Origin of the sequence: Janthinobacterium sp. 344 (assembly GCF_900112025.1) — a bacterium.
Lineage (GTDB): Bacteria > Pseudomonadota > Gammaproteobacteria > Burkholderiales > Burkholderiaceae_D > Janthinobacterium.
In genome coordinates this window covers 1,342,577-1,362,174 of sequence record NZ_FOKL01000001.1, presented here as the reverse complement: position 1 = coordinate 1,362,174, position 19,598 = coordinate 1,342,577, and the positions used below count along the sequence as shown (strand labels likewise).

14 protein-coding genes are annotated in these 19,598 nt (G+C 66.9%); 6 read left to right on the top strand and 8 right to left on the bottom strand.

Annotated features, from left to right (window positions below; translation table 11 throughout):
* Positions 1 to 36: 36 nt before the first annotated feature.
* The 3 genes from BM193_RS06045 to BM193_RS06035 are packed head-to-tail and all read right to left on the bottom strand — an operon-like array spanning position 37 to position 5,543.
* Complete coding sequence (locus BM193_RS06045) at positions 37 to 1,314, bottom strand: TolC family protein (RefSeq protein WP_092796189.1); 1,278 nt, start codon at positions 1,312 to 1,314, stop codon at positions 37 to 39.
* Positions 1,301 to 4,405: an efflux RND transporter permease subunit gene (locus tag BM193_RS06040; RefSeq protein WP_092796187.1), complete on the bottom strand. Its 3,105-nt coding sequence runs from the start codon at positions 4,403 to 4,405 to the stop codon at positions 1,301 to 1,303. Before BM193_RS06040 ends, BM193_RS06045 begins: the two co-directional genes overlap by 14 nt.
* On the bottom strand, positions 4,398 to 5,543 hold the full coding sequence (locus BM193_RS06035) for an efflux RND transporter periplasmic adaptor subunit (protein ID WP_092796185.1): 1,146 nt from the start codon (positions 5,541 to 5,543) through the stop codon (positions 4,398 to 4,400). The genes BM193_RS06040 and BM193_RS06035 overlap by 8 nt, the downstream gene beginning before the upstream one ends.
* Before the next feature lie 240 nt (positions 5,544 to 5,783).
* On the opposite strand from BM193_RS06035, the gene BM193_RS06030 reads away from it, so the two are divergent.
* Positions 5,784 to 6,464 carry a response regulator transcription factor gene (locus BM193_RS06030; protein ID WP_092796183.1) on the top strand — a complete coding sequence of 227 codons (681 nt, stop codon included), beginning with the start codon at positions 5,784 to 5,786 and terminating at the stop codon, positions 6,462 to 6,464.
* On the top strand, positions 6,457 to 7,854 hold the full coding sequence (locus BM193_RS06025; RefSeq protein WP_092796181.1) for a sensor histidine kinase: 1,398 nt from the start codon (positions 6,457 to 6,459) through the stop codon (positions 7,852 to 7,854). Before BM193_RS06030 ends, BM193_RS06025 begins: the two co-directional genes overlap by 8 nt.
* Here BM193_RS06025 and BM193_RS06020 read toward each other — a convergent pair.
* The 4 genes from BM193_RS06020 to BM193_RS06005 form a co-directional block, all read right to left on the bottom strand.
* The gene (locus tag BM193_RS06020) at positions 7,846 to 8,157 is read right to left on the bottom strand and encodes a hypothetical protein (protein ID WP_092796179.1); all 312 of its coding nucleotides are present in this window, start codon (positions 8,155 to 8,157) and stop codon (positions 7,846 to 7,848) included. The two genes, BM193_RS06025 and BM193_RS06020, sit on opposite strands and share 9 nt — an antisense overlap.
* Complete coding sequence (locus tag BM193_RS06015) at positions 8,157 to 8,876, bottom strand: MgtC/SapB family protein (RefSeq protein ID WP_217638433.1); 720 nt, start codon at positions 8,874 to 8,876, stop codon at positions 8,157 to 8,159. The genes BM193_RS06020 and BM193_RS06015 overlap by 1 nt, the downstream gene beginning before the upstream one ends.
* 372 nt (positions 8,877 to 9,248) lie before the next feature.
* A complete protein-coding gene (locus BM193_RS06010; RefSeq protein WP_092796175.1) occupies positions 9,249 to 12,368 on the bottom strand; it encodes an efflux RND transporter permease subunit in 3,120 nt (1,039 codons plus the stop codon).
* Between the two features lie 3 nt (positions 12,369 to 12,371).
* Positions 12,372 to 13,604 carry an efflux RND transporter periplasmic adaptor subunit gene (locus BM193_RS06005; protein WP_092796173.1) on the bottom strand — a complete coding sequence of 411 codons (1,233 nt, stop codon included), beginning with the start codon at positions 13,602 to 13,604 and terminating at the stop codon, positions 12,372 to 12,374.
* Between the two features lie 402 nt (positions 13,605 to 14,006).
* Here BM193_RS06005 and BM193_RS06000 point away from each other — a divergent pair, with 402 nt between their 5' ends.
* Positions 14,007 to 16,520, top strand: a complete 2,514-nt coding sequence (locus tag BM193_RS06000) for a sensor domain-containing protein (RefSeq protein WP_092796171.1) — start codon at positions 14,007 to 14,009, stop codon at positions 16,518 to 16,520.
* On the opposite strand, the gene BM193_RS05995 is transcribed toward BM193_RS06000, so the two are convergent.
* Complete coding sequence (locus tag BM193_RS05995) at positions 16,517 to 17,503, bottom strand: endonuclease/exonuclease/phosphatase family protein (protein ID WP_092796169.1); 987 nt, start codon at positions 17,501 to 17,503, stop codon at positions 16,517 to 16,519. The two genes, BM193_RS06000 and BM193_RS05995, sit on opposite strands and share 4 nt — an antisense overlap.
* A gap of 37 nt (positions 17,504 to 17,540) precedes the next feature.
* On the opposite strand from BM193_RS05995, the gene ybaK reads away from it, so the two are divergent.
* From ybaK to BM193_RS05980, 3 genes are all read left to right on the top strand, one after another.
* Positions 17,541 to 18,032, top strand: coding sequence for a Cys-tRNA(Pro) deacylase (ybaK, locus tag BM193_RS05990; protein WP_092796167.1), 492 nt, complete (start codon positions 17,541 to 17,543; stop codon positions 18,030 to 18,032).
* Positions 18,033 to 18,156: 124 nt separating this feature from the next.
* A complete protein-coding gene (plsY, locus tag BM193_RS05985; protein ID WP_092796165.1) occupies positions 18,157 to 18,774 on the top strand; it encodes a glycerol-3-phosphate 1-O-acyltransferase PlsY in 618 nt (205 codons plus the stop codon).
* Between the two features lie 89 nt (positions 18,775 to 18,863).
* Positions 18,864 to 19,535, top strand: coding sequence for a DsbA family oxidoreductase (locus tag BM193_RS05980; RefSeq protein WP_092796163.1), 672 nt, complete (start codon positions 18,864 to 18,866; stop codon positions 19,533 to 19,535).
* The last annotated feature ends 63 nt before the right edge of the window (positions 19,536 to 19,598 follow it).

Below are 19,598 nucleotides of genomic sequence, written 5' to 3'. Positions count from 1 at the left end.
TGTCCTCCCGTTGTATCTTCTCCCCTGTTCTGAGCACTACAAGCGCGGCCGTTGGCCGATGGCCAGTTGCAGCTGCGTGCTGGCGATGGCGGCATCGGCGCGCGCCTGCAGATAGCCTTGATACGCCTCGTCGGCCGAGCGCTGCGCCGCCAGCCATTCCAGCAGCGAGGCATTGCCACTGAAGTAAGACAGGCGCATGCCATCGACCACCTTTTGCGCATCGAGCAGCACGCCGTCGCGGTAGCGCGCCAGCCTTTCCTGCGCCGAACGCCATTGCCGCTGCGCCGTGCGCACCTGCGTTTCCGCCGCCAGTTCCGCCTGGCGCAAGGCCAGCATCGCCTGCGTCACGCCCGCTTCGGCCTGCACCACGTCGCCGTGGTCGCGCCGCGACAGGGGGATGGGGATGGCCAGCGACACGGACAGCGCGCGCGAGCGGGGCGCGCCGTCGACGGTGTCGCCGTTGGCATCGACGCCGTCGCGGTAGCCGCGCGCTGCGGACAGGCCCAGCGTCACGGTGGGGTCGACGGAACGGTTGGCGCGCACCAGCGCCGCGCCATCGCGCAGGTTCTCCAGGGTGGCGCGGGCGATGCGCACGTCGCTGCGGGCGTTGAGCGCCTGCGGCACCAGCACGCTGGCCTCCTGGTCCGCAAACGCGGCGAAGTCGCAGCTCAGCTGCGCCTGCGGGAACAGGCTGTCGACCTGGCGCCCCAGCGGAGGCGACAGGGCCAGCATGGCGCTGTCCGCCTCGCTGCGCGCCTGCGCCAGCTCGGCCTCGAACTGGTCGCGTTCCACGCGCGACTGCAGCAGTTCGATGCCGCCCACGTCGCCCGCCTTCAGGCGCACGCCATTCGCTGCGACGACTTTCGACAGGGCCGCCATGGTCAACTCCTTGCGCGCCACGACCTCGCGCGTGCGGCACGCTTCCGTGAACGCGGCGGCGGCCGTGCCATACAGCTCGCTTTTGAAGCCGGCCACCGTTTCCTCGGCCAGCGCCACATTGCTCTGCGCGGCTTTGATGCGCGCGGCGCGCTTGCCGCCCGTCTCGATGGCCATGCTGAGGGCCGGCGTCCACGTGACGGGACGGTGCGGCAGCGCGTGCACCGTGTCGCGCGCGGCGCCCAGCGTGAATTCGGGATCGGGGCGCAGGCCGGCGATGCCGATGCCGGCCCTGGCCGAGACGATGCCTTGCTGTTGCGCCTGCAGTTCCAGGCTGTGGCTTTCCACGGCGGCCAGGTAGGTGTCGAAGGTCAACGGGGCGGCGCCGGCGCCGGGCGCCAGCAGCCAGGCCGCCAGGAATACATTAAAACGCGTCATGGGATGCTCCTTCGGTGTGCGTGTGGCGTCGTTGTACATACGCCTCGATCAGGTAATACAGGGCCGGCAGCAGCAGCAGGGTCAGCGCCGTCGCCGTCACCAGGCCGCCCACCACCACGGTGGCCAGCGGGCGCTGCACGTCGCTGCCCAGGCCCGTCGCCAGCATGGCCGGCGTCAGGCCCAGGGCGGCCACGGTGGCCGTCATCAGCACGGGGCGCATGCGGTCGCGCGCGCCATCGAGCACGGCGTCGCGCAGGCTTTTGCCCTCGTCGCTGCGCAGGCGGTTGATCTGCGCCAGCATCAGCACGGCGTTCAGCACGGCCACGCCGAACAGGGCGATGAAGCCGACGGCGCTCGATACGTTCAGGGTCATGCCGCGCAGGTGCAGCGCGGCCAGGCCGCCCAGCATGGCCAGCGGCACGGCCAGCAAGACCAGCGCGGGCTGGCGCAGGTTGCGGAACTGGCAAAACAGCAGCAGGAACATGGCGCCCAGCGTCATCGGCAGGATCAGCGCCAAGCGGCTTTGCGCGCGCTGCAGGTTTTCGAACTGGCCGCCCCACTCGACGCTGATGCGCTGGTGTTCATCGGCCACGGCTTGCGCCACCAGCGGGCGCGCCTCGGCCAGGAAGCCGGCCAGGTCGCGCCCGCGGGCGTTCAGGCGCACGATGATGTGGCGCCGTCCCATCTCGCGCACGATCACGCTCTCGCCCGAGGTGGTGCCGATGCTGGCCACTTGCGCCAGCGGCACCTTGGCGCCATTCGCGGCCGTGAGCTTCAAGTTGGCGATGGCGTCGGGGCTGGAGCGCACGGCGGGCGGGAAGCGCACGGCGATGTCGTAGCTTTTCTCGCCCACGTAGACCTGGCCGATGGGCGCGCCGCCGATGCCGGTGGCAATCAGGTCGGCCACGTCGGCCGCGTTGATGCCGTAGCGGGCCGCCTTGGCCCGGTCCAGTTCCACCTTCAGGTTGGGCAGCGGCGGCTCCACGTCCACCGCCACGTCGGAGGCGCCGGGGACGGTTTTCAGGACGTTGGCCACCTTGCCGGCGATGGCGCGCACTGCATCGAGGTCGTTGCCGAAGATTTTCACCGTCAGGTCGCTATGCGCACCCGACAATTTATCCTGCACGCCATCGATCATCGGCTGCATGAAGGCGACTGTGACTCCGGGCATGCGCGCGAAGCGCTCGTTCATTTTTGCGATCAGCTGCTGCTTGCTCATGCCCGACTTCCAGCTTTTGTACGGATGCAGGCCCACGCTGGCCTCGATGTGCGACGGCGTCCAGTAGTCGGTGCCATCGTCGTTGCGGCCCGTCTGCGTGACGATGCTCGACACTTCCGGGAACTCCAGCGCGGCGCGGCGCAATTCACCGGCCATCTCGGCAGCCTTCTCCAGGGTGATCCCGGGCGGCATCTGCACCTGCAGCCATAGCGAACCTTCATCGAGGTAGGGCAGGAAATCGCGCCCGATGCCGGCGCCCAGAATGGCCAGGCCCGCCAGCGAGGCGGCGCAGACGCCCGCCACCCAGCGCTTCCGGCCCACCATGCGCTCGAGGAAGCGCCCGTACGCCGCCGCGAGTGTGTCCAGCACGCGGTTGTGCGGCATGCGGCGCGGCTTGCGAAAGGCCAGCCAGGCCAGTCCCGGGATCAGCACCAGCGCCACCACCAGCGCGCCCACCAGCGCCGCGCCGACCGCATAGGCCATCGGCGAAAACAGCTTGTACTCGATGCGCTGGAAGGCGAACAGGGGCAGGTAGGCGGCGATGATGACGGCCATGCCGAACATGATGGGGCGCGCCACCTGCAGGGTCGCGTCGATGGCGTCCTGCAGGGCGAGGGGCCGGTCCTGCTCGCGTTCACGGCGGCGCAGTATGTTTTCCAGCACCACCACGGAACCGTCGACGAGGATGCCGAAGTCGATCGCCCCCAGCGACAGCAGGTTGGCAGGAATCTTAAAATGGTGCATGAAGATGAAGGCGATCAGCAGGGCCAGCGGGATGGTCAGCGCGACGATGGCGGCCGCGCGCGGGCTGCCCAGAAACAGCAGCAGCACCAGGGCGACCAGCAGCATGCCTTCGCCCAGGGTAAATCCCACCGTGTGCAGGGTGGCGTCGATCAGCGAGCTGCGGTCCAGGTAGGGCACCACTTTCACATCCTTCGGCAGCACGTTGGCGTTCAGGTCGTCCACGGCCGCATGGATGCCCGCCAGCGCCTCGGACGGGTTGAAATCCTTCAGCAGCAGGGTGATGCCTTCGATGGTGTCGGGATTGTTGTCCTTGCCGAGGATGCCGCGCCGCTCCACGTTGCCGTAAGCGAGCCGGCCCAGGTCCTTCACCAGCACGGGCACGCCATCCTTGCTGCTGACGACGACGTTGCCCATGTCATCGAGCGAATGCAGCAGGCCCACGCCGCGCACCACGTACGACTGCTGGCCGCGGTCGATGACGCTGCCGCCGCCGCTGATGTTGTTGGCGTTGATGGCCTCCTTCACCTGTGCCAGCGAAAAGCCGTAGCTGTCGAGTTTTGCGGGATCGAGTTCCAGCATGAACTGCGTCGTCAGGCCGCCGAAATTGCTGACGTCCGCCACGCCGCGCACCTGCTGCAGGCGCGGAATCACCGTCCAGAACTGCAGCTCGGACAGTTCGCGCAGGCTGCGGCTCTTGGATTCCAGCGTGTAGCGGTAGATCTCGCCCGTCGGCGACGTGTAGGGATCGAGTCCCGGCTTGGCGTCGTAGGGCAGGTTGACGCTGGCGAGGCGCTCCTGCAGCCGCTCGCGCGTGAAATAGCCGTCGCTGCCATCGTCGAACACCACCGTGATCAGCGACAGCGCGAACAGGCTGCGCGTGCGCAGCACGTGCATGCCCGGCGTGCCCAGCAGGGCGCGTTCGAGCGGAATCGTGATCTGCTGCTCGATTTCCTCGGCGCCCAGGCCCGGCACCTGCGTGACGATCTGCGAAGTGACGTCGGCGATGTCGGGATACGCCTCGATGGGCAGCTGCTTCCAGCTGTAGATGCCATAGGCGGTGACGAACAGCAGGACCAGCCAGACGATGCCGCGCCGCTGGCAGCAGGTGGCGATGAAACGGTCAATCATTGAGCAGCACTCCTTCCTTGACGACGATGCGTTCGCCCGCCTTGAGTCCCGCGACGATTTCCACCTGGTCGCCATGGCTGGCGCCCACTTCCACCGTGCGCGGCGTGAATACCAGCGGGCTTTTTTCCACCATCACGCGCGTCGACAGCCCGCCTTGCAGCACGGCGGCCGCCGGCACGAGGATGGCGCGGCGGCTGGCGCCGGCAAATTGAGCGTGGGCGAACATGCCCGGCTTGAAGGCGCCGGCGCGGTTGTCGATGGCTACGCGCACCTGCACCGTGCGCGTTTCCGCATCGAGCACGGCGCCCACATACGCCACCTTGCCCTGGAAGCTTTTGCCGGGCCAGGCATCGACGGTGATGCGCGCCGTCTGCCCCACGGCCAGCTGCGCCAGGTCCCGCTCGGCCACGTTGGCCGACAGCCACACGGTGGAGAGATCGGCCACCGTCATGACGGGCGCGTTGATATCGTTCCAGTAGCCGCCCTGGGCGCCATCCATGGCGATCACGGTGCCGGCGATGGGCGAGCGCAGCACGTAGTCGCGGCGGGTGCCGCGTGTGCCGCGCGCGCCGGCGCCGTACTGCGCCAGCTTGTCGGCGCTGGCCTGGGCGTCGCTATTGGCTTGCTCGAAGGCCGCTTGCGCCGCTTCGTATTCCTTGCGCGCGGCGATCTGCGCCTCGAACAGGGTTTTCTGGCGCTCCAGTTCCTGGCGCGCCTGCAGCAGGCTGGAACGCGCCTTGCTGTCGTCCGCGTGGGCGGCGCTCAGTTCCGCCGAATCGAGCGTGAACAGCGGTTCGCCCGCCTTCACGCTGTCGCCCAGCGCCCGTTGCAGGCGCGTGATGCGCCCGGCCAGGGGCGGCGTGATCTTCACCAGTTTTTCCGGCATGGCGACAATGCTGCCCGGCGCCTCCGTCTGCGTGGCGATGTCCTGTTCCAGCGCGGGCGCGATCCGCAGGCGCTGGCGCAGCGGCGACATCTTGTCGACGGCGATGCTGCCGTCGTCCAGGTGCGTCGACTGGACTGACGCTGATGGCGGAGCGGCCGCCGTCGGCTTGGCGCAGCCGGCCAGGGCCGAGCAGCCGAGGGCCACGGCGAGCGCGCAGCAGGCGCCCAGGGCGTTGGGGGTGGTCGTGTTCATCCCGTGTTTCCTTGTTGTTGGTGGTGATGGGGCATGCGTGGATGCCATGCCCAGGCGGGCGGTCAGAGGGGGCGCATGCAGCGTCATGAAACAGCGTTACTGCAGCGCCGGGAAAGCATAGCAAGGCGGTCCTGAAGAAGCGCCCAAGAACGCCTGAATCATTCTTCAGGTTCGGTGCGCGCAGGGCAGCGCGAGGTAGAATGCCGGCATGGAAAACGCGGAGAGACGGGAGGCGCAGGCATGAGGATTCTGCTGGTGGAAGACGACCGCAAGGCGGCGCGCCTGCTGGCCCGTGGCTTGCAGGAAGAAGGCTTTGTCGTCGACGTGGCGCACAGCGCCGAAGAGGGCGAGGAGGAAAGCTACGCCGTCGACTACGACGTGATCGTGCTGGACTGGATGTTGCCGGGCAAGCAGGGCATCGATTTTTGCCGCGACTTGCGCGCGCGCGCCATCCAGACCCCCGTGCTGATGCTCACGGCGCGCGACGCCACGGCGGACCGCGTGGCGGGCCTGAACACGGGCGCCGACGATTACCTGACCAAACCATTCGAGTTCGAGGAGCTGCTGGCGCGCATCCGCGCCCTGTTGCGCCGCTCCGACATCAGCCGTCCGCTGGTGCTGGCGCTGGCCGACCTGACGCTCGATCCCGTCAGCCACCAGGTGACGCGCGGCGGCACGCCGCTGGTGCTGACACCCAAGGAATACGCGATTTTGCTGATCCTGCTGCGCCAGGCGGGCGAAGTGGTGAGCCGCGCGCGCCTGGCCGAGCAGATCTGGCAGGCGGACCTGATCGGCATCGATAACCTGATCGACGTCCACGTGCGCAACCTGCGGGGCAAGGTCGATGCGGCGGGCTTGCCGCAATTGATCCACACGGTGCGCGGACGGGGCTTCCGCCTGGCGGAAAACAACGGTGGCTAGCTTTCGCAAGCGCCTGCTGCTGGTGCACCTGGCCGTGATCCTCGCCATCGTAGCCTGCACGGCGCTGGCAGGCTACTGGGGCCTGTCGCGCGCCGTGCACGGCCAGCTCGATGCGGCCCTGCTGGCGCTGGGCGAGACGGAAATGGCCATGCTGCCGGCCGCGCCGCGCCAGCCCGTGCAGGTGCACGAGGTGGCGCCGGGCCTGGCGCCGCCGTCGCTGATGCGGCTCGACCGCCTGGTGCAGATCATCGATGGCGAAGGCCGCGTGCTGGCCCGCAGCCGCAACCTGGAGGCGGCGCAGCTGCCGGCGCCACCGGCCCTGCTGGCGCGCCTGGCGACCGGCGAGACCGTCTTCGAAACCCTGCCCAAGTTCGGCGAAGAGCCGCTGCGCATGGTCTCGATTCCCGTGCCCGCGTCCGGCGCGGGCCTGGCGGTGCAGGTGGCCGGTTCGCTTGACGACACCAACCACGTGCTGGCCGCGGCCACCGTGCTGTTTGGCGCCATGGCGCTGGCCTTGCTGGCGGCCGTGGGCCTGGCCGGCGAAATGCTCACGCGCCGCGTGCTGGGCGCCATCGACGACGTGGTGGACCAGGCGCACTCGATCGGCGAGGACAGCCTGCACCAGCGCTTGCCCCATCCGGGCACGCCCGATGAAATCGGCCGCCTGGTCGATACCCTGAACGCCATGCTGGACCGCCTGGAACACGGCTACGATGCGCAGCGCCGCTTCACGGCCGATGCTTCGCACGAATTGCGCTCGCCCCTGTCGCGCCTGCGAACGGAGATCGAGATCACCCTGCGCCGACCGCGCGAGGCGCCCGAGTATGTCGACGCGCTGGCGTCCTGCCTCGATGAGGTGCAGCGCCTGACAACCCTGGTGGAGGAACTGCTGATGCTCACGCGCCTGGACGTGGGCCAGGAGCGCAATGCCGTGGAAACCATCGCCCTCAACCCGCTCGTGCGGGCGGCCGCGCAGCGCCTGGATAAGGCGGCGGCGCAGCGCGGCATCCGCATCGTCTTCGATGACAGCGTAGCCGTGCACGCGAGGGTGGCGCCCGGCCCCGTGGACCTGGTGCTGGCCAATCTGCTCGATAACGCCGTGAAGTTTTCGCCACCCGACAGCGTCATCACGGTGCACGTGGCGCGCGATGGCGCGCATGCGATCGTCGGCGTGGCGGACGCGGGGCCGGGCATCGGCGTGGAAGACTTGCCGCATCTGTTCGAGCGCTTTTACCGGGGCGCCCAGGCGCGCGCGGGCGAGGCGCCCGGCTTCGGCCTGGGCCTGGCCCTGTCGCAGGCCATCGTGCATGCGTACGGCGGCAGCATCGCGGCGCAGAACCGCCCCGGCGGCGGCGCGCTATTTACCATGCGCCTGCCCGCCTCAGAGTGACGCGGCGACGCCTTCCCAGCGCACCTGCCGCACCTGCGGCCAGGCGCCCGCGCGGTTGACGAAGCGCACCAGCACGGCGCGCTGCACGGCCTGGCACAGCACCGTGGCGATCAGCTGCACCACCAGCCTGGCCTCGTCCCAGCTGCGCAGCATCTGCGACGGCGCCAGGCCCGCGCCTTTCAGTTCGGCCAGCAGCAGGCGCACGACGTGGTCGGCCTGCGCGGCGGGGCAGGTGACGGTCAGGCGGTAGGTGGTCACGGCGGGGCCGCGCCGGGCAAACCAATGGAAGAAATTTTTCATCATCACACTCCCCGTTCGGCGACAAATTCCGCGTTGTTCACCAGCGCCCAGCGCACGGCCGAGACGCTGCCTTCCAGGCTCACCTGGCTGACGATCTGTTCCAGCAAGCCCAGGCTGGAGACGGGCGTGAGCAGGTCGGCCCGCACTTCGATGCGCCCGGCCTGCGCCGCGTCCTCGCTGTGCAAGGATTGCAGCATCAGCGCCGGCATGCCGCTGATCATGCGCAGCATCAGGTTGCGCACCTGGACTTCCTGCTCCGCCTCGCACACGGCCGTGACGCGGTAGATGCTTTCCGTCTCGATGCCCGCTTCGCTGCCGTGGGCGTTGATGCGTTGCGCCAGGTGGCGCAGCACCAGGTTGGCGATCAGCACGAAGCCCGTGCCGATGGCCGCTTCCAGGGCAAACCCCAGGCCGCACAGGATGCCGATGGCGGCCGAGCACCACAGGGTGGCGGCCGTGTTCAAGCCGCGCACCGTCATGCCCTCGCGCATGATGACGCCGGCACCGAGAAAGCCGATGCCCGAGACCACCTGCGCGGCGATGCGCATATGGCCGGAGGCATCGCCTTCGAGCACGGAAACCATCACGAACAGCGAGGCGCCGACGGACACCAGCGCATTCGTGCGCAAGCCCGCCATGCGCTGGCGCAGCTGGCGTTCGGCGCCGATCATGGCGCCCAGGGTCAATGCCGCGGCAACGCGCAGCGCAAAGTCAAATACCACCATCAGTTTCTCCCGGCTGGGGAGGAACAGGCGAGTGCACAAGGCGGAGAGCATCCGCCCGGATTGGGGGCAGCAGACGGGGATGACGGGCGGTGGAACGATGAGGAGGGAAGTGGCGGCGAGTGAAGTTCGCCGCTGGAAGAGCCACACCTTGCCGAGGGCAGGGCGGGCGGAATGCGCGCGTCTTGCCTAAGGCCGATCGCCGATGGTCAATCGACTACTGTCACTGGAACAAGCACCCACGAGTCACTCCATATCATTGATAACGGGGGACAGTCTAGCCAGCGCAGGCGCTTTGGTCAACTGAAGCTCTCTTCAGGAAGCCGCCGCGTCGTCCCCGCCAATGCGGGGACGGTGAAGGCGAGCGGAGGATCAGTGGGCGTGTGCCTTGCCGTCGCCGGCGGCGTCGGCATGCGCATGCTCGGCACCGCGGAAAAAGCGCGCGGCGCGCTTGCCCAGGCTGTCCAGATAGGTGTAGGCGACGGGCACCACCACCAGCGTCAGCAAGGTCGAGGTGATCACGCCGCCGATGACGGCGCGGCCCATCGGCGCCTGCGATTCGCCGCCATCGCCCATGCCGATGGCCATCGGCAGCATGCCGAAGACCATCGCCAGGGTGGTCATCAGGATGGGGCGCAGGCGCACTTGTCCCGCTTCCATCAGCGCCTCGAACTGGCCCAGGCCTTCACGCTGGCGCTGGTTGGTGAAGTCCACCAGCAAAATCGCGTTCTTCGTCACCAGGCCCATGAGCATGATGAAGCCGATCACGGAGAAGATGTTCAGCGTACTGCCCGTAATCAGGAGTGCCAGCAGCACGCCGATCAGGGACAGCGGCAGCGACACCATGATGGCGATCGGCTGCAGGAAGCTGCCGAACTGCGACGCCAGCACCAGGTAGATGAAGATCACGGCGATACCCAGCGCCATCATGGCGCCGCCCATGGTTTCGGCCATTTGCTGCGCATTGCCGGCCACATCGAAGCGCACGCCGGGCGGCAGGTCGATCGATTGCATGGCCTTTTGCACGTCGGCGTCGACGTCGCCGGCCGGCCGGCCCTGCGTGCCCGCATAGATGGCCACGCGGCGCTGCAAGGCCTGGCGCTTCAGCACTTGCGGGCTGGAGGAAGGCACGAATTCGACCACCTGGCGCAGCGGGATCATGATCGGCTTGCCGTTTGCGTCAAACTTGCTCGACGCCAGCGACAGGTCGGCCAGGTCGGCCACTTTCTGCCGGCCCGATTTGGGCAGCTGCACGTTGACGTCGTAGTTCTGCCCGTCGGATGCCAGCCAGTGGCTGACCGTATCGCCCGCAACAAAAGGCCGCAGGGCATTGCCGATCTGCTGCACCGACAGGCCCAGGTCGCTGGCCAGTTCGTTATTGATCTTCACGGTGGTGGAAGGATTGGCGCCTTCCTGGCTGTACTCCATGTCGGCCAGGCCCTTGATGTTGCGCATCTTGTCCATCAGGGTGTGCGCCACCGCATCGAGCTTGCCTTCATCCGTGCCCAGGATGGCGATGAAGATGGGGCGCTGGCCGACGGACAGGGTAATGCCGGCGATCGGCGCCAGGCGTTCGCGGATCAGCCTTTCCAGTTCCTGCTGCGAGCGGCGCTTGTGCTTCTTGACGTCCGTCAGCTTCAGGTTGACCTCGGCCGTGTTGCGCCCGTCCTGCGTGCCCACGTTGGCCACCAGGCTGTCGATCTCGGGGAATTCCTTCAGCGCCGTTTCGATCTGGCGCACCTTGGAATCCGTGTAGTCGAGGCTGGAGCCGACGGGCGTCTTGAAGCGCAGGTTGACCCAGCCCTGGTCCGTCTCGGGGAACATCTCGCCGCCGATCATCGGCACGAGCATCAGGCTGGCCGCGAACAGGGCGACGGCCGTGGCCAGGGTGGTCTTGCGCCAGCGCAGGGCCACTTTCAGCACCTTGCCGTACCAGACGTGCAGGCGGTCGATGCCCGTTTCGATCCAGGCCATGAAGCGGCCCAGCCACGGCGCGTACTTGAAGCGGTCCTTGACGGGATCGCGCCAGACGGACGACAGCATGGGGTCGAGCGTGAAGCTGACGAACAGCGACACCAGCACGGCGACGGCCACGGTGATGCCGAACTGCAGGAAGAAGCGGCCGATGATGCCATCCATGAAGGCGACGGGCACGAACACGGCGACGATGGCGAACGTGGTGGCCATCACGGCCAGGCCGATTTCATTGGTGCCGTCATTGGCCGCCTGGTAGTGGTTCTTGCCCATGCCCAGGTGGCGCACGATGTTTTCGCGCACGACGATGGCGTCATCGATCAACAGGCCGATGCACAGGGACAGCGCCATCAGCGTCAGGAAGTTCAGGGTAAAGCCGAAGGCCTTCATGGCGATGAAGCTGGCCAGCACCGAGATCGGCAGGGTCAATCCCGTGATGATGGTCGAGCGCCACGAGTGCAGGAACAGGAAGACGATGACCATGGTCAGCACGGCGCCTTCGATGATGGTGCGCTTGACGTTATCGAGCTGGCTTTGCACGCGCTCCGATTCGTCGTCCAGCACGCGCAGGGTGATATCGGGCGGCAGCGTCTTTTGCAGGTCGGCCGCCACTTTCAGGATGCCGGTGCCCACTTCGACCACGTTGGCGTCCTGCACCTTGGTGATTTCCATGGTCACGGCCTGCTGGCCGTTCATGCGCGAGATCGACAGTTCTTCCTGCTCGCCATCGACGACGGTGGCCACCTGGTCCAGGTAGACGGGGCCGACGGCGCGGCGCGCGACGATGATCTTGCCGAATTCGCGCGCATCCTTGATCTTGCCTTCCACGCGCACCAGCTGCTCGGCCGCGCCATGGCTGATGGAGCCGGCCGGCAAATTGGTATTCGTCGCCTGGATGGCGCGGATGACTTCATCGACGCCGATGCCTTGCGCATTGAGTTCGATCGGCTTCATGCTGATGAGGATCTGGCGCGCGCGCAGGCCGCGCAGCTTGACCTGCCCCACGCCGGCCACGCCCTGGAAGCGCTTGCTGATGATCTGCTCCGTCATGGTCGACAGTTCGCGCAGGTCATGCCCGCTGGAGGTCAGCACGATGGTGGCGATGGGGCGCTCGTTGTCGCCTTCGGCGCGGGCGATGAACGGGTCCTTGGCTTCTTTCGGGAAGCGCGGACGCACCAGGGCCACCTTGTCGCGCAAGTCCTGCATGGCCTTGTCCATGTTCGTCGACAGCTCGAATTCCAGGTAGACGCCGGCGCGTCCTTCCCACGAGTTGGCGCGGATGGTCTTGATGCCGCTGACGGTGTTGACGGCGTCCTCGATGGGGCGCGTGATGTCGTTTTCCACCGCTTCGGGCGAGGCGCCCGGGTAGTTCACTTCAATGGCGGCGAACGGAAACTGCACGCTGGGCATGCTTTCCACGCCCAGGCCCCGGTAGGAGAAGATGCCCAGCACCACCAGCGCCACCATGACCATGGTGGCGAAGACGGGGTTTTGAATACTGACTTTGGTCATCCACATGGCTTAATCCTTCCGTGCCAGCACGGCCGCCGGCGCGGCGGGCGCAGTGGCGGGCGTGGCGAAGGTCACGCCATGGCCAGGCTTGACGCCATCGAGCCTGGCGACGATGACTTTGGTGCCCGGCAGCAGGCCCGACTTGACCTCGGCATAGCCCTCATCCTCGTTGCGCAAGCCCAGCGTGACGGGCTGTTCGACCACCTTGTTGTTGACCAGCGCATACACGACGGGGCCTGTCTTTTCATTGCGCACGGCCGTCAAGGGCACCAGCGGCGCCACGGGCGAGCGTTCGGTGACGATGCTGCCCTTGGCGAACATGCCGCCGCGCAGCGCGCCATCGGCATTGTCGACGGCGATGTAGACCAGCATGGCGCGCGAGCCGCTCTCGGTGGTGGGGTTGATGCGCGTGACCTTGCCGGCGAAGTCGCGCGCGCCGAAGCCGTCGACCTTGAAGTGCACGTCCTGGCCCAGCTTGATGCGGGGGATTTCCGCGCTGGGCACGGGCGCTTCCAGCGTCAGCTGCGCCAGGTTGACGATGGTGTAGACGGGCATGTCGGGCGCCACTTTTTCGCCGGCCTGCACATGGCGCTTGCTGACGATGCCGGCCATGGGCGCGCGGATCACCGTATCGGCCAGGGCGATGCGGGCCAGGTCGAGCATGGCCGCGTTGGACTTGACGCCGGCGCGCGCCAGGTCGACCGAGTTTTGCGTCGTGTCGTAGGCCGTCTGCGAAATGTACTTTTGCTTGAGCAGCGCCTGGCTGTTGGCTTCGTTCTTGGCCGCCATCGACAGGCGCGCCTGCGCTTCGTCGAGCATGGCTTGCTGCTGCGTCAGGCGGGCGCGCTGGTCGGCCGCGTCCAGGCGCACGAGGATTTGGCCGGCAGACACGCTCTGGCCTTCCTGCAAGGTCGTTTCGTGGATGACGCCCGAGACCTTGGCCTTGATGGTGGCTTGCGTCAGCGGCGCCAGCGAACCGGACAGGGGCAGGCTGATGCTGAGTGCGCGCGCATCGATGGCCGCCACGTCGCCTTGCGCCAGTTCATGCACGGGCGTCTTGTCCTTGTCTTTTTTCTTGCTGGCCTGCTGCTCGGCCGCCTTGGCGGCTTGCTGCCTCGACTGCATGACGGTCCAGCCACCGCCGGCCAGGCCCAGCACGATGAGGATCAGCACGGGAGCGCGCCAGCGCCGGCTGCGCTTGGCTGCAAGGGGGGATGCCGGTGGCAATGTCTCGTTTTTCATAGGACTCTTTGATGGAGGCGGCGCGAAGGCTCGGCGCCAGGTCTCGGTGCGGCCCGGCCTGTGGCGGGCCGGGGGGAATTCGGGTAGCGCACCGCCGTGGCTGGCCGAAGGCGGCACGCCTGCCGCTGCGGCCGTTCACGACGATGCGCATGTTGCCACTTTATGAAGATTCAAGCCTGGCCGCCATGGCCGTGCGACAGATTGCACAAAAACGGGGATGAAATGCAGAAAACGGGCGCCGGTTGCACCCGCCGCGCGCAGAGCGCCCGCGTGGCCGGGCCACGATGCTTGAGCATCCTCAATAAGCCGATTCGCCGGCGCGCAAGAATGACAGGGATGGTTGCGCCACCGGACAGGCCCTCGTCTCGCCGGTTGCGGCGTGGCCGCGCAACGGGGGGCCGGATGTCTGATCGGATTGTCGGAGCCGCCCCGTCGCCGGGCCGCCTGCTGGTTGCCGCCGAGCCTGGAGCGGGACCGGCTGGCAGGGCGCTCGATTTGCTCTCCATCATCGTTGCCGCCGTCGAGCAAGCGCCCGGCATGGCCGTGCGCGGCATCGACCAGGAAGGCATCGTGCGCTACTGGAGCCTGGGCGCGGCGCGCCTGTATGGCGTGTCGGCCGAACTGGCGCTGGGCCAGGCGTGGGCCAGGGTGGCCGCCTCCTTGCCCGCGGGCGCCGCCCTGGCCGAGGATTTTTCCAGCGAGCTGGCGGCTGTCTGGCATAGCGGCAAGGCGCGCAGCGCGCGGCTGTGGAAACTGGGTAGCGACGGCATCGCGCCGCGCTGCATCTGTTCCACCGTGTTTCCTGTCATCCAGTCCGGGCGCGTGCGGCACGTGGTGTGCATCGACGTCGATATCACGGCCGGCCAGGATGGCGCCGCGCAGGGCGCGCTGCTGCTGATGGGCGACAACTTTCGCCAGCTGTACGAGAAATCGGCGGACGCCATCGTGCTGCTGCGCGACGAGCACATCGCCGAAGCCAATCCGGCCGCCATCGCCCTGTTCCAATGCGAAGACCGGCCGCGCCTGCTGGGGCGCCGCCTCAGCGACTTTTCGCCGCTGCGCCAGCCCGATGGCGCATTGTCATCGCTGCGCGGCACGCAACTGGCGGCACAGGCGCACGCGCACGGCAACTGGCGGTATGACTGGCACTATCAAACGTGTCTGGGGGAACTGTTCTGGGGCGAAGTGCTGCTCACCTCCGTGACGCTCGACCATACTTATCTGTTCTATGCCGTGATCCGCGATATTTCCTCGCGCAAACTGGCCGAGCGGGCCTTGTACCTGTCGGCGCAAGTGGTGGAACACGCGCGCGAAGCCATCGTCGTGATGGACCCGCAGCAACGCGTCGTCAGCATGAATCCCGCCTACAGCGAGATCAGCGGCTTCAGCCTCGATGACATGCTGGGCAAGCCCTTTGTCATGCACCACGCGGAGCCGGATGAGCTGGCCTTCTTCGACCACGTGTGGGAAGAGGTCGATGCGAATGGTTATTGGCAAGGCGATATCGTGGGCCAGCACAAGCAGGGGCAGCGCTATCCGGCCTGGCTGTCGCTGACGGCCATCCGCGATTCGCAGGGGCAATTGAGCAATTACATGGCCATCCTCAGCGATATCAGCGAGCGCAAGAAGAACGAGGAGCACACGCGCCACCTGGCCGAGCACGATTTTTTGACGGATCTGCCGAACCGCGTGCTGCTGCTGGACCGGCTGTCGCTGGCGCTGGCGGCCGCGCGGCGCAAGCTGAGCATGCTGGCCATTTTGTACCTGGACCTCGACCACTTCAAGCACATCAATGACAGCATGGGCCACCACGTGGGCGACTTGCTCTTGAAGGAAGTGGCGCGCCGCCTGGTGCGCTGCGTGCGCGGCGTCGATACCGTCAGCCGCCACGGCGGCGACGAGTTCGTCATCATCCTGGCCGAGGTGGGCGGCATCGAGCAGGCGGCGCACGTGGCGGCCAGCCTGCTGCAAGCCGTCACGCAGGTGTACCAGCTGGGCGACTACGAGCTGCAGGTGGCGGCCTCGATCGGCGTGGCCATCTTTCCCAGCGATGGCGACAGCATCGACACCCTGATCCACAACGCGGATATCGCCATGTACCACGCCAAGGAGAGCGGGCGGAACAATTTCCAGTTTTTCAATGCCGAGATGAATGCGCAAGTGGTCGAGCGGGCCAGCCTGGAGCAGGGGCTGCGCGCCGCCCTGGGCAACGGCGAATTCGTGCTGGAGTTCCAGCCCGTCCTCGATGTCGCCGGCGGCCAGCTGGTCGGCGCCGAAGCCTTGTTGCGCTGGCGCCATCCGCAGCTGGGCTTGCTGAAGCCCGAGCGCTTCATCGCCGTGGCCGAGGAGTGCGGCCTGATGGTGTCGATCGGCACCTGGGTGCTGCGGCAAGCGTGCCAGCGCGCGCGCGCCTGGCACGACGCGGGGCAGGACTGGAGCGTGTCCGTGAATCTGTCGGCGGCGCAATGCCTGCACAACAATTTATGGCACAGCGTGCGCGACGCGCTGGGCGCATCGGGCTTGCCGGCGGCCAGCCTGGCGCTGGAGCTGACGGAAGCGCTGCTGATGAAGGGGGGCGTGCGCCTGGCCGATGTGCTGGCGCAATTGCGGGCGTTCGGCGTGCGGCTGGCCATCGACGACTTCGGCACCGGCTATTCGCGCCTGGCCAACCTGCGCCATTATCCCGTGGACCAGCTGAAAATCGATCCTTCCTTCCTGGCCGAGGCGGATGGCGATACAGCCGTGGCCGCCACCATCATCGCCATGGCGCGCGAGCTGCAATTGACGGTGGTCGCCGAGGGCGTGGAAACGGCGCAGCAGCTGGCCTACCTGCAGGCGCAAGGTTGCCAGCAATACCAGGGCCGCTATGCCAGCGCGCAGGTCGAAGGCAGCGCGCCGGGAAAGCTGCTGTTTTAGCTGATGTTTCCCAGCAGCTGGAGGCGCGCCAGCACCTGGCCATGGTCGGATGCCTGGGGCAGTCCCAGCAGCAGATGGTCATTCAGATAGACCACGTCCTGCACGGCGCCGATGGCGCGCGGCGAGGCGGGGTGGAAATGTTCGGAGACGAGGATGTGGTCGATCGTCATGTAGGCGCTGTCGTGGATATTCGTGTAGCCCGCGTGGCGCGCGCCATCCTGGCGCCGCTGGATGGCGTTGGCGTCATACAGGCGCTCCCGCATGTCCGGCGCGTCGCCGTGCGGCGCGCACGGCGCGCCGGCGCCCATGACGATGGCCGTGGTGACGGCATTGGCGATATCGTTGAAGTCGCCCAGCACGATGCGCGGCCGGCCGCTGTGGCCCAGCTCGCTCACCAGCACGCGCACGGCCACGGCTTCCGCGCCGCGCCGCTGCAGCGAGCGCAGGTTGGCCAGCGCATACGCGAGCGCATCATTGCCGTCGCCATGGCGGTAGTCGGGCCGGCGCGATTTCAGGTGCAGCACCACCACGTCCGTTAATTGTCCACCAGGCAAGATGACCTGCACGTGCAGGGGCGCGCGGGCGAAGCGGCTGGCGTTGTCGTCGGGCGCATGGCTGTCGGCAGGGATGAGCACGCCGGCCGGGAAGTGCGCAAAGGCCACGCCCGGGCCGGCCAGGGGCAGGCGCGACACCAGCGCCACCGTGGGCAGCATGCGTCCGGCGGGGTCCACCGCGTCGTAGCCGGCCTGCACGGCTTCGCGGTAGCGGCGCGTGCGCGACAGCACGTCGCGCAGGGCCGCTTGCGAGAAAATTTCCTGGAAGCCGATCACGTCGGCGTCGAGCAGGTCGATCTGCCGCGCTGTCCACTCCGCCTTGGCCTCATACTGCGCGGGGCTCAACGGGTCCAGGTTGTCATACAATTTTGCCCCGGCGGGGGCCAGGTTGCAGACATTGAATGTGGCAAAGCGGATTTCTTGCTGCATAATTAGCACTCCTCACTGAACGATCAGCGTATCACGCATGGCTAAAAAAGAGCATATTTCCGAAACGCAGGCGACGCAGTTGCTGCGCAAGCATCAAGTTTCCTTCGAAGAGCATCCGTATCCGTATGAGGAGCACGGCGGCACCAGCGTCTCGGCACGCGAATTGAACGTGCCGGAACATGCGGTGATCAAGACCCTGGTGATGCAGGACGAGGCGGCCAAGCCGCTGATCGTGCTCATGCATGGCGATTGCAAGGTCTCGACCAAGAACCTGGCGCGCTGCATCGGCTGCAAGTCCGTCGAGCCGTGCAAGCCCGAGGTGGCGCAGCGCCATTCCGGCTACATGATCGGCGGCACCTCGCCGTTCGGCACGAAGAAGGCCATGCCCGTGTATGTGGAGCAATCGATCCTGGACTTGCCGCGCATCTATATCAATGGCGGGCGGCGCGGTTTCCTCGTCTCGCTGGCGCCGCAGGTGCTGCTTGATTTATTGAACGCCCAGCCGGTGCAGTGCGCCCTGCAAGATTAAGAAAACCAGACGCCATCCTGTCGCCGGGCTGGACGCTGGTGTATATTCTGCTGCGCCAGCCTCGATGCTGGTGTAATAAACACAATAAAGGGAAGAAATGAATCCAGTAATTACAACCGTGGCAATGACAGTGGCCGCTTACTTGCTCGGCTCGATATCGTTTGCCGTGGTGATGAGCAAGGTCTACGGCATTGCCGATCCGCGCACCTATGGCTCGAAAAATCCGGGTGCCACCAACGTGCTGCGCAGCGGCAACAAGGGCGCCGCCATCATGACCCTGCTGGGCGATGGCGCCAAGGGCTGGCTGGCCGTGTTCCTGGCCGACCATTTTGCCAGCGCGCTGGGCGTGGGCGACATGGCCGTGGCCCTGGTGGCCATCGCCGTCTTCCTCGGCCATCTGTGGCCCGTGTTCTTCCGCTTCGTCGGCGGCAAGGGCGTGGCCACGGCCCTGGGCGTGCTGCTGGGCATCAATCCATGGCTGGGCCTGGCGACGCTGGCCACCTGGCTGATCATCGCCTACGCCTTCCGCTATTCCTCGCTGGCGGCCCTGGTGGCGGCCCTGTTCGCGCCGTTCTATTATGGCTTGCTGTTCGGCGTCGATCCCATCTTGCTGGCTGTCATCGTCATGAGCGTGCTGCTGGCTTACCGCCACAGCCAGAATATCGCCAACTTGCTTTCTGGCAAGGAAAGCAAGATCGGCGGCAAGAAGGACGCGGCCAAGGCGCCCGCGAAGAAGAAGTAAAATACCGGGGTCAGACCCGCCGGATCTGACCCCAACCTTGCGGCGCCGCGCGGTGCGGCCGCCACCGACCCGCGCAAAGGCTGCCCACCATGACTGTTTCCACCTCCGCCACCACCCCCACCCCTATCCGTATCGACTTCGTTTCCGACGTTTCCTGCCCCTGGTGCGTGATCGGCCTGAAATCGCTGGAGCAGGCGCTGGCCAAGCTGGATGGCACCGTCCAGGCAGACATCCACTTCCAGCCCTTCGAGCTGAACGCCAACATGCCGGCCGAAGGCGAGGATATCGGCGAACACATCGCCCGCAAATATGGTTCCACGGAAGAACAGATGGCGCAGTCGCGCGAAGCCATCCGCGCGCGCGGCGAACAGCTGGGCTTTACCTTTGCCATGGACAAGCGCGGCCGCATCTACAACACGTTCGACGCGCACCGCCTGCTGCACTGGGCCGCTCTGGAAGGGCGCCAGAAACAACTCAAGATGGCGCTGTTCGACGCCTACTTCACGCAGGGGCAGAATCCGTCCTCGCACGACGTGCTGCTGAAAGTCGCTGGCGACGTGGGCCTGGATACGGCGAAGGCGGCCGAAGTATTGGCGTCCGGTGCGTATGCGGACGAGGTGCGCGCCCAGGAACGCTTCTATCAGCAGAACGGCATCAACTCGGTGCCGGCCGTCATCATCAACGAGCGCCACCTGATTTCCGGCGGCCAGCCGCCCGAGGTGTTCGAGCAAGCCTTGCGCCAGATCATCAGCGGCGCCTGATCCGGGCCCCAATGGCGCGCGCCATGGCGGGCATTTTCGGCTACACTCGCTGCAGAGGGAGGA

Coding starts and splice junctions, on each gene's coding strand:
- BM193_RS06035 (WP_092796185.1), bottom strand. CDS start 5,543: ATGAACACGACCACCCCCAACGCCCTGGGCGCCTGCTGCGCGCTCGCC.
- BM193_RS06005 (WP_092796173.1), bottom strand. CDS start 13,604: ATGAAAAACGAGACATTGCCACCGGCATCCCCCCTTGCAGCCAAGCGC.
- BM193_RS05980 (WP_092796163.1), top strand. CDS start 18,864: ATGACTGTTTCCACCTCCGCCACCACCCCCACCCCTATCCGTATCGAC.
- BM193_RS06045 (WP_092796189.1), bottom strand. CDS start 1,314: ATGACGCGTTTTAATGTATTCCTGGCGGCCTGGCTGCTGGCGCCCGGC.
- BM193_RS06040 (WP_092796187.1), bottom strand. CDS start 4,405: ATGATTGACCGTTTCATCGCCACCTGCTGCCAGCGGCGCGGCATCGTC.
- BM193_RS06000 (WP_092796171.1), top strand. CDS start 14,007: ATGTCTGATCGGATTGTCGGAGCCGCCCCGTCGCCGGGCCGCCTGCTG.
- BM193_RS06020 (WP_092796179.1), bottom strand. CDS start 8,157: ATGATGAAAAATTTCTTCCATTGGTTTGCCCGGCGCGGCCCCGCCGTG.
- plsY (WP_092796165.1), top strand. CDS start 18,157: ATGACAGTGGCCGCTTACTTGCTCGGCTCGATATCGTTTGCCGTGGTG.
- BM193_RS06030 (WP_092796183.1), top strand. CDS start 5,784: ATGAGGATTCTGCTGGTGGAAGACGACCGCAAGGCGGCGCGCCTGCTG.
- BM193_RS05995 (WP_092796169.1), bottom strand. CDS start 17,503: ATGCAGCAAGAAATCCGCTTTGCCACATTCAATGTCTGCAACCTGGCC.
- ybaK (WP_092796167.1), top strand. CDS start 17,541: ATGGCTAAAAAAGAGCATATTTCCGAAACGCAGGCGACGCAGTTGCTG.
- BM193_RS06010 (WP_092796175.1), bottom strand. CDS start 12,368: ATGTGGATGACCAAAGTCAGTATTCAAAACCCCGTCTTCGCCACCATG.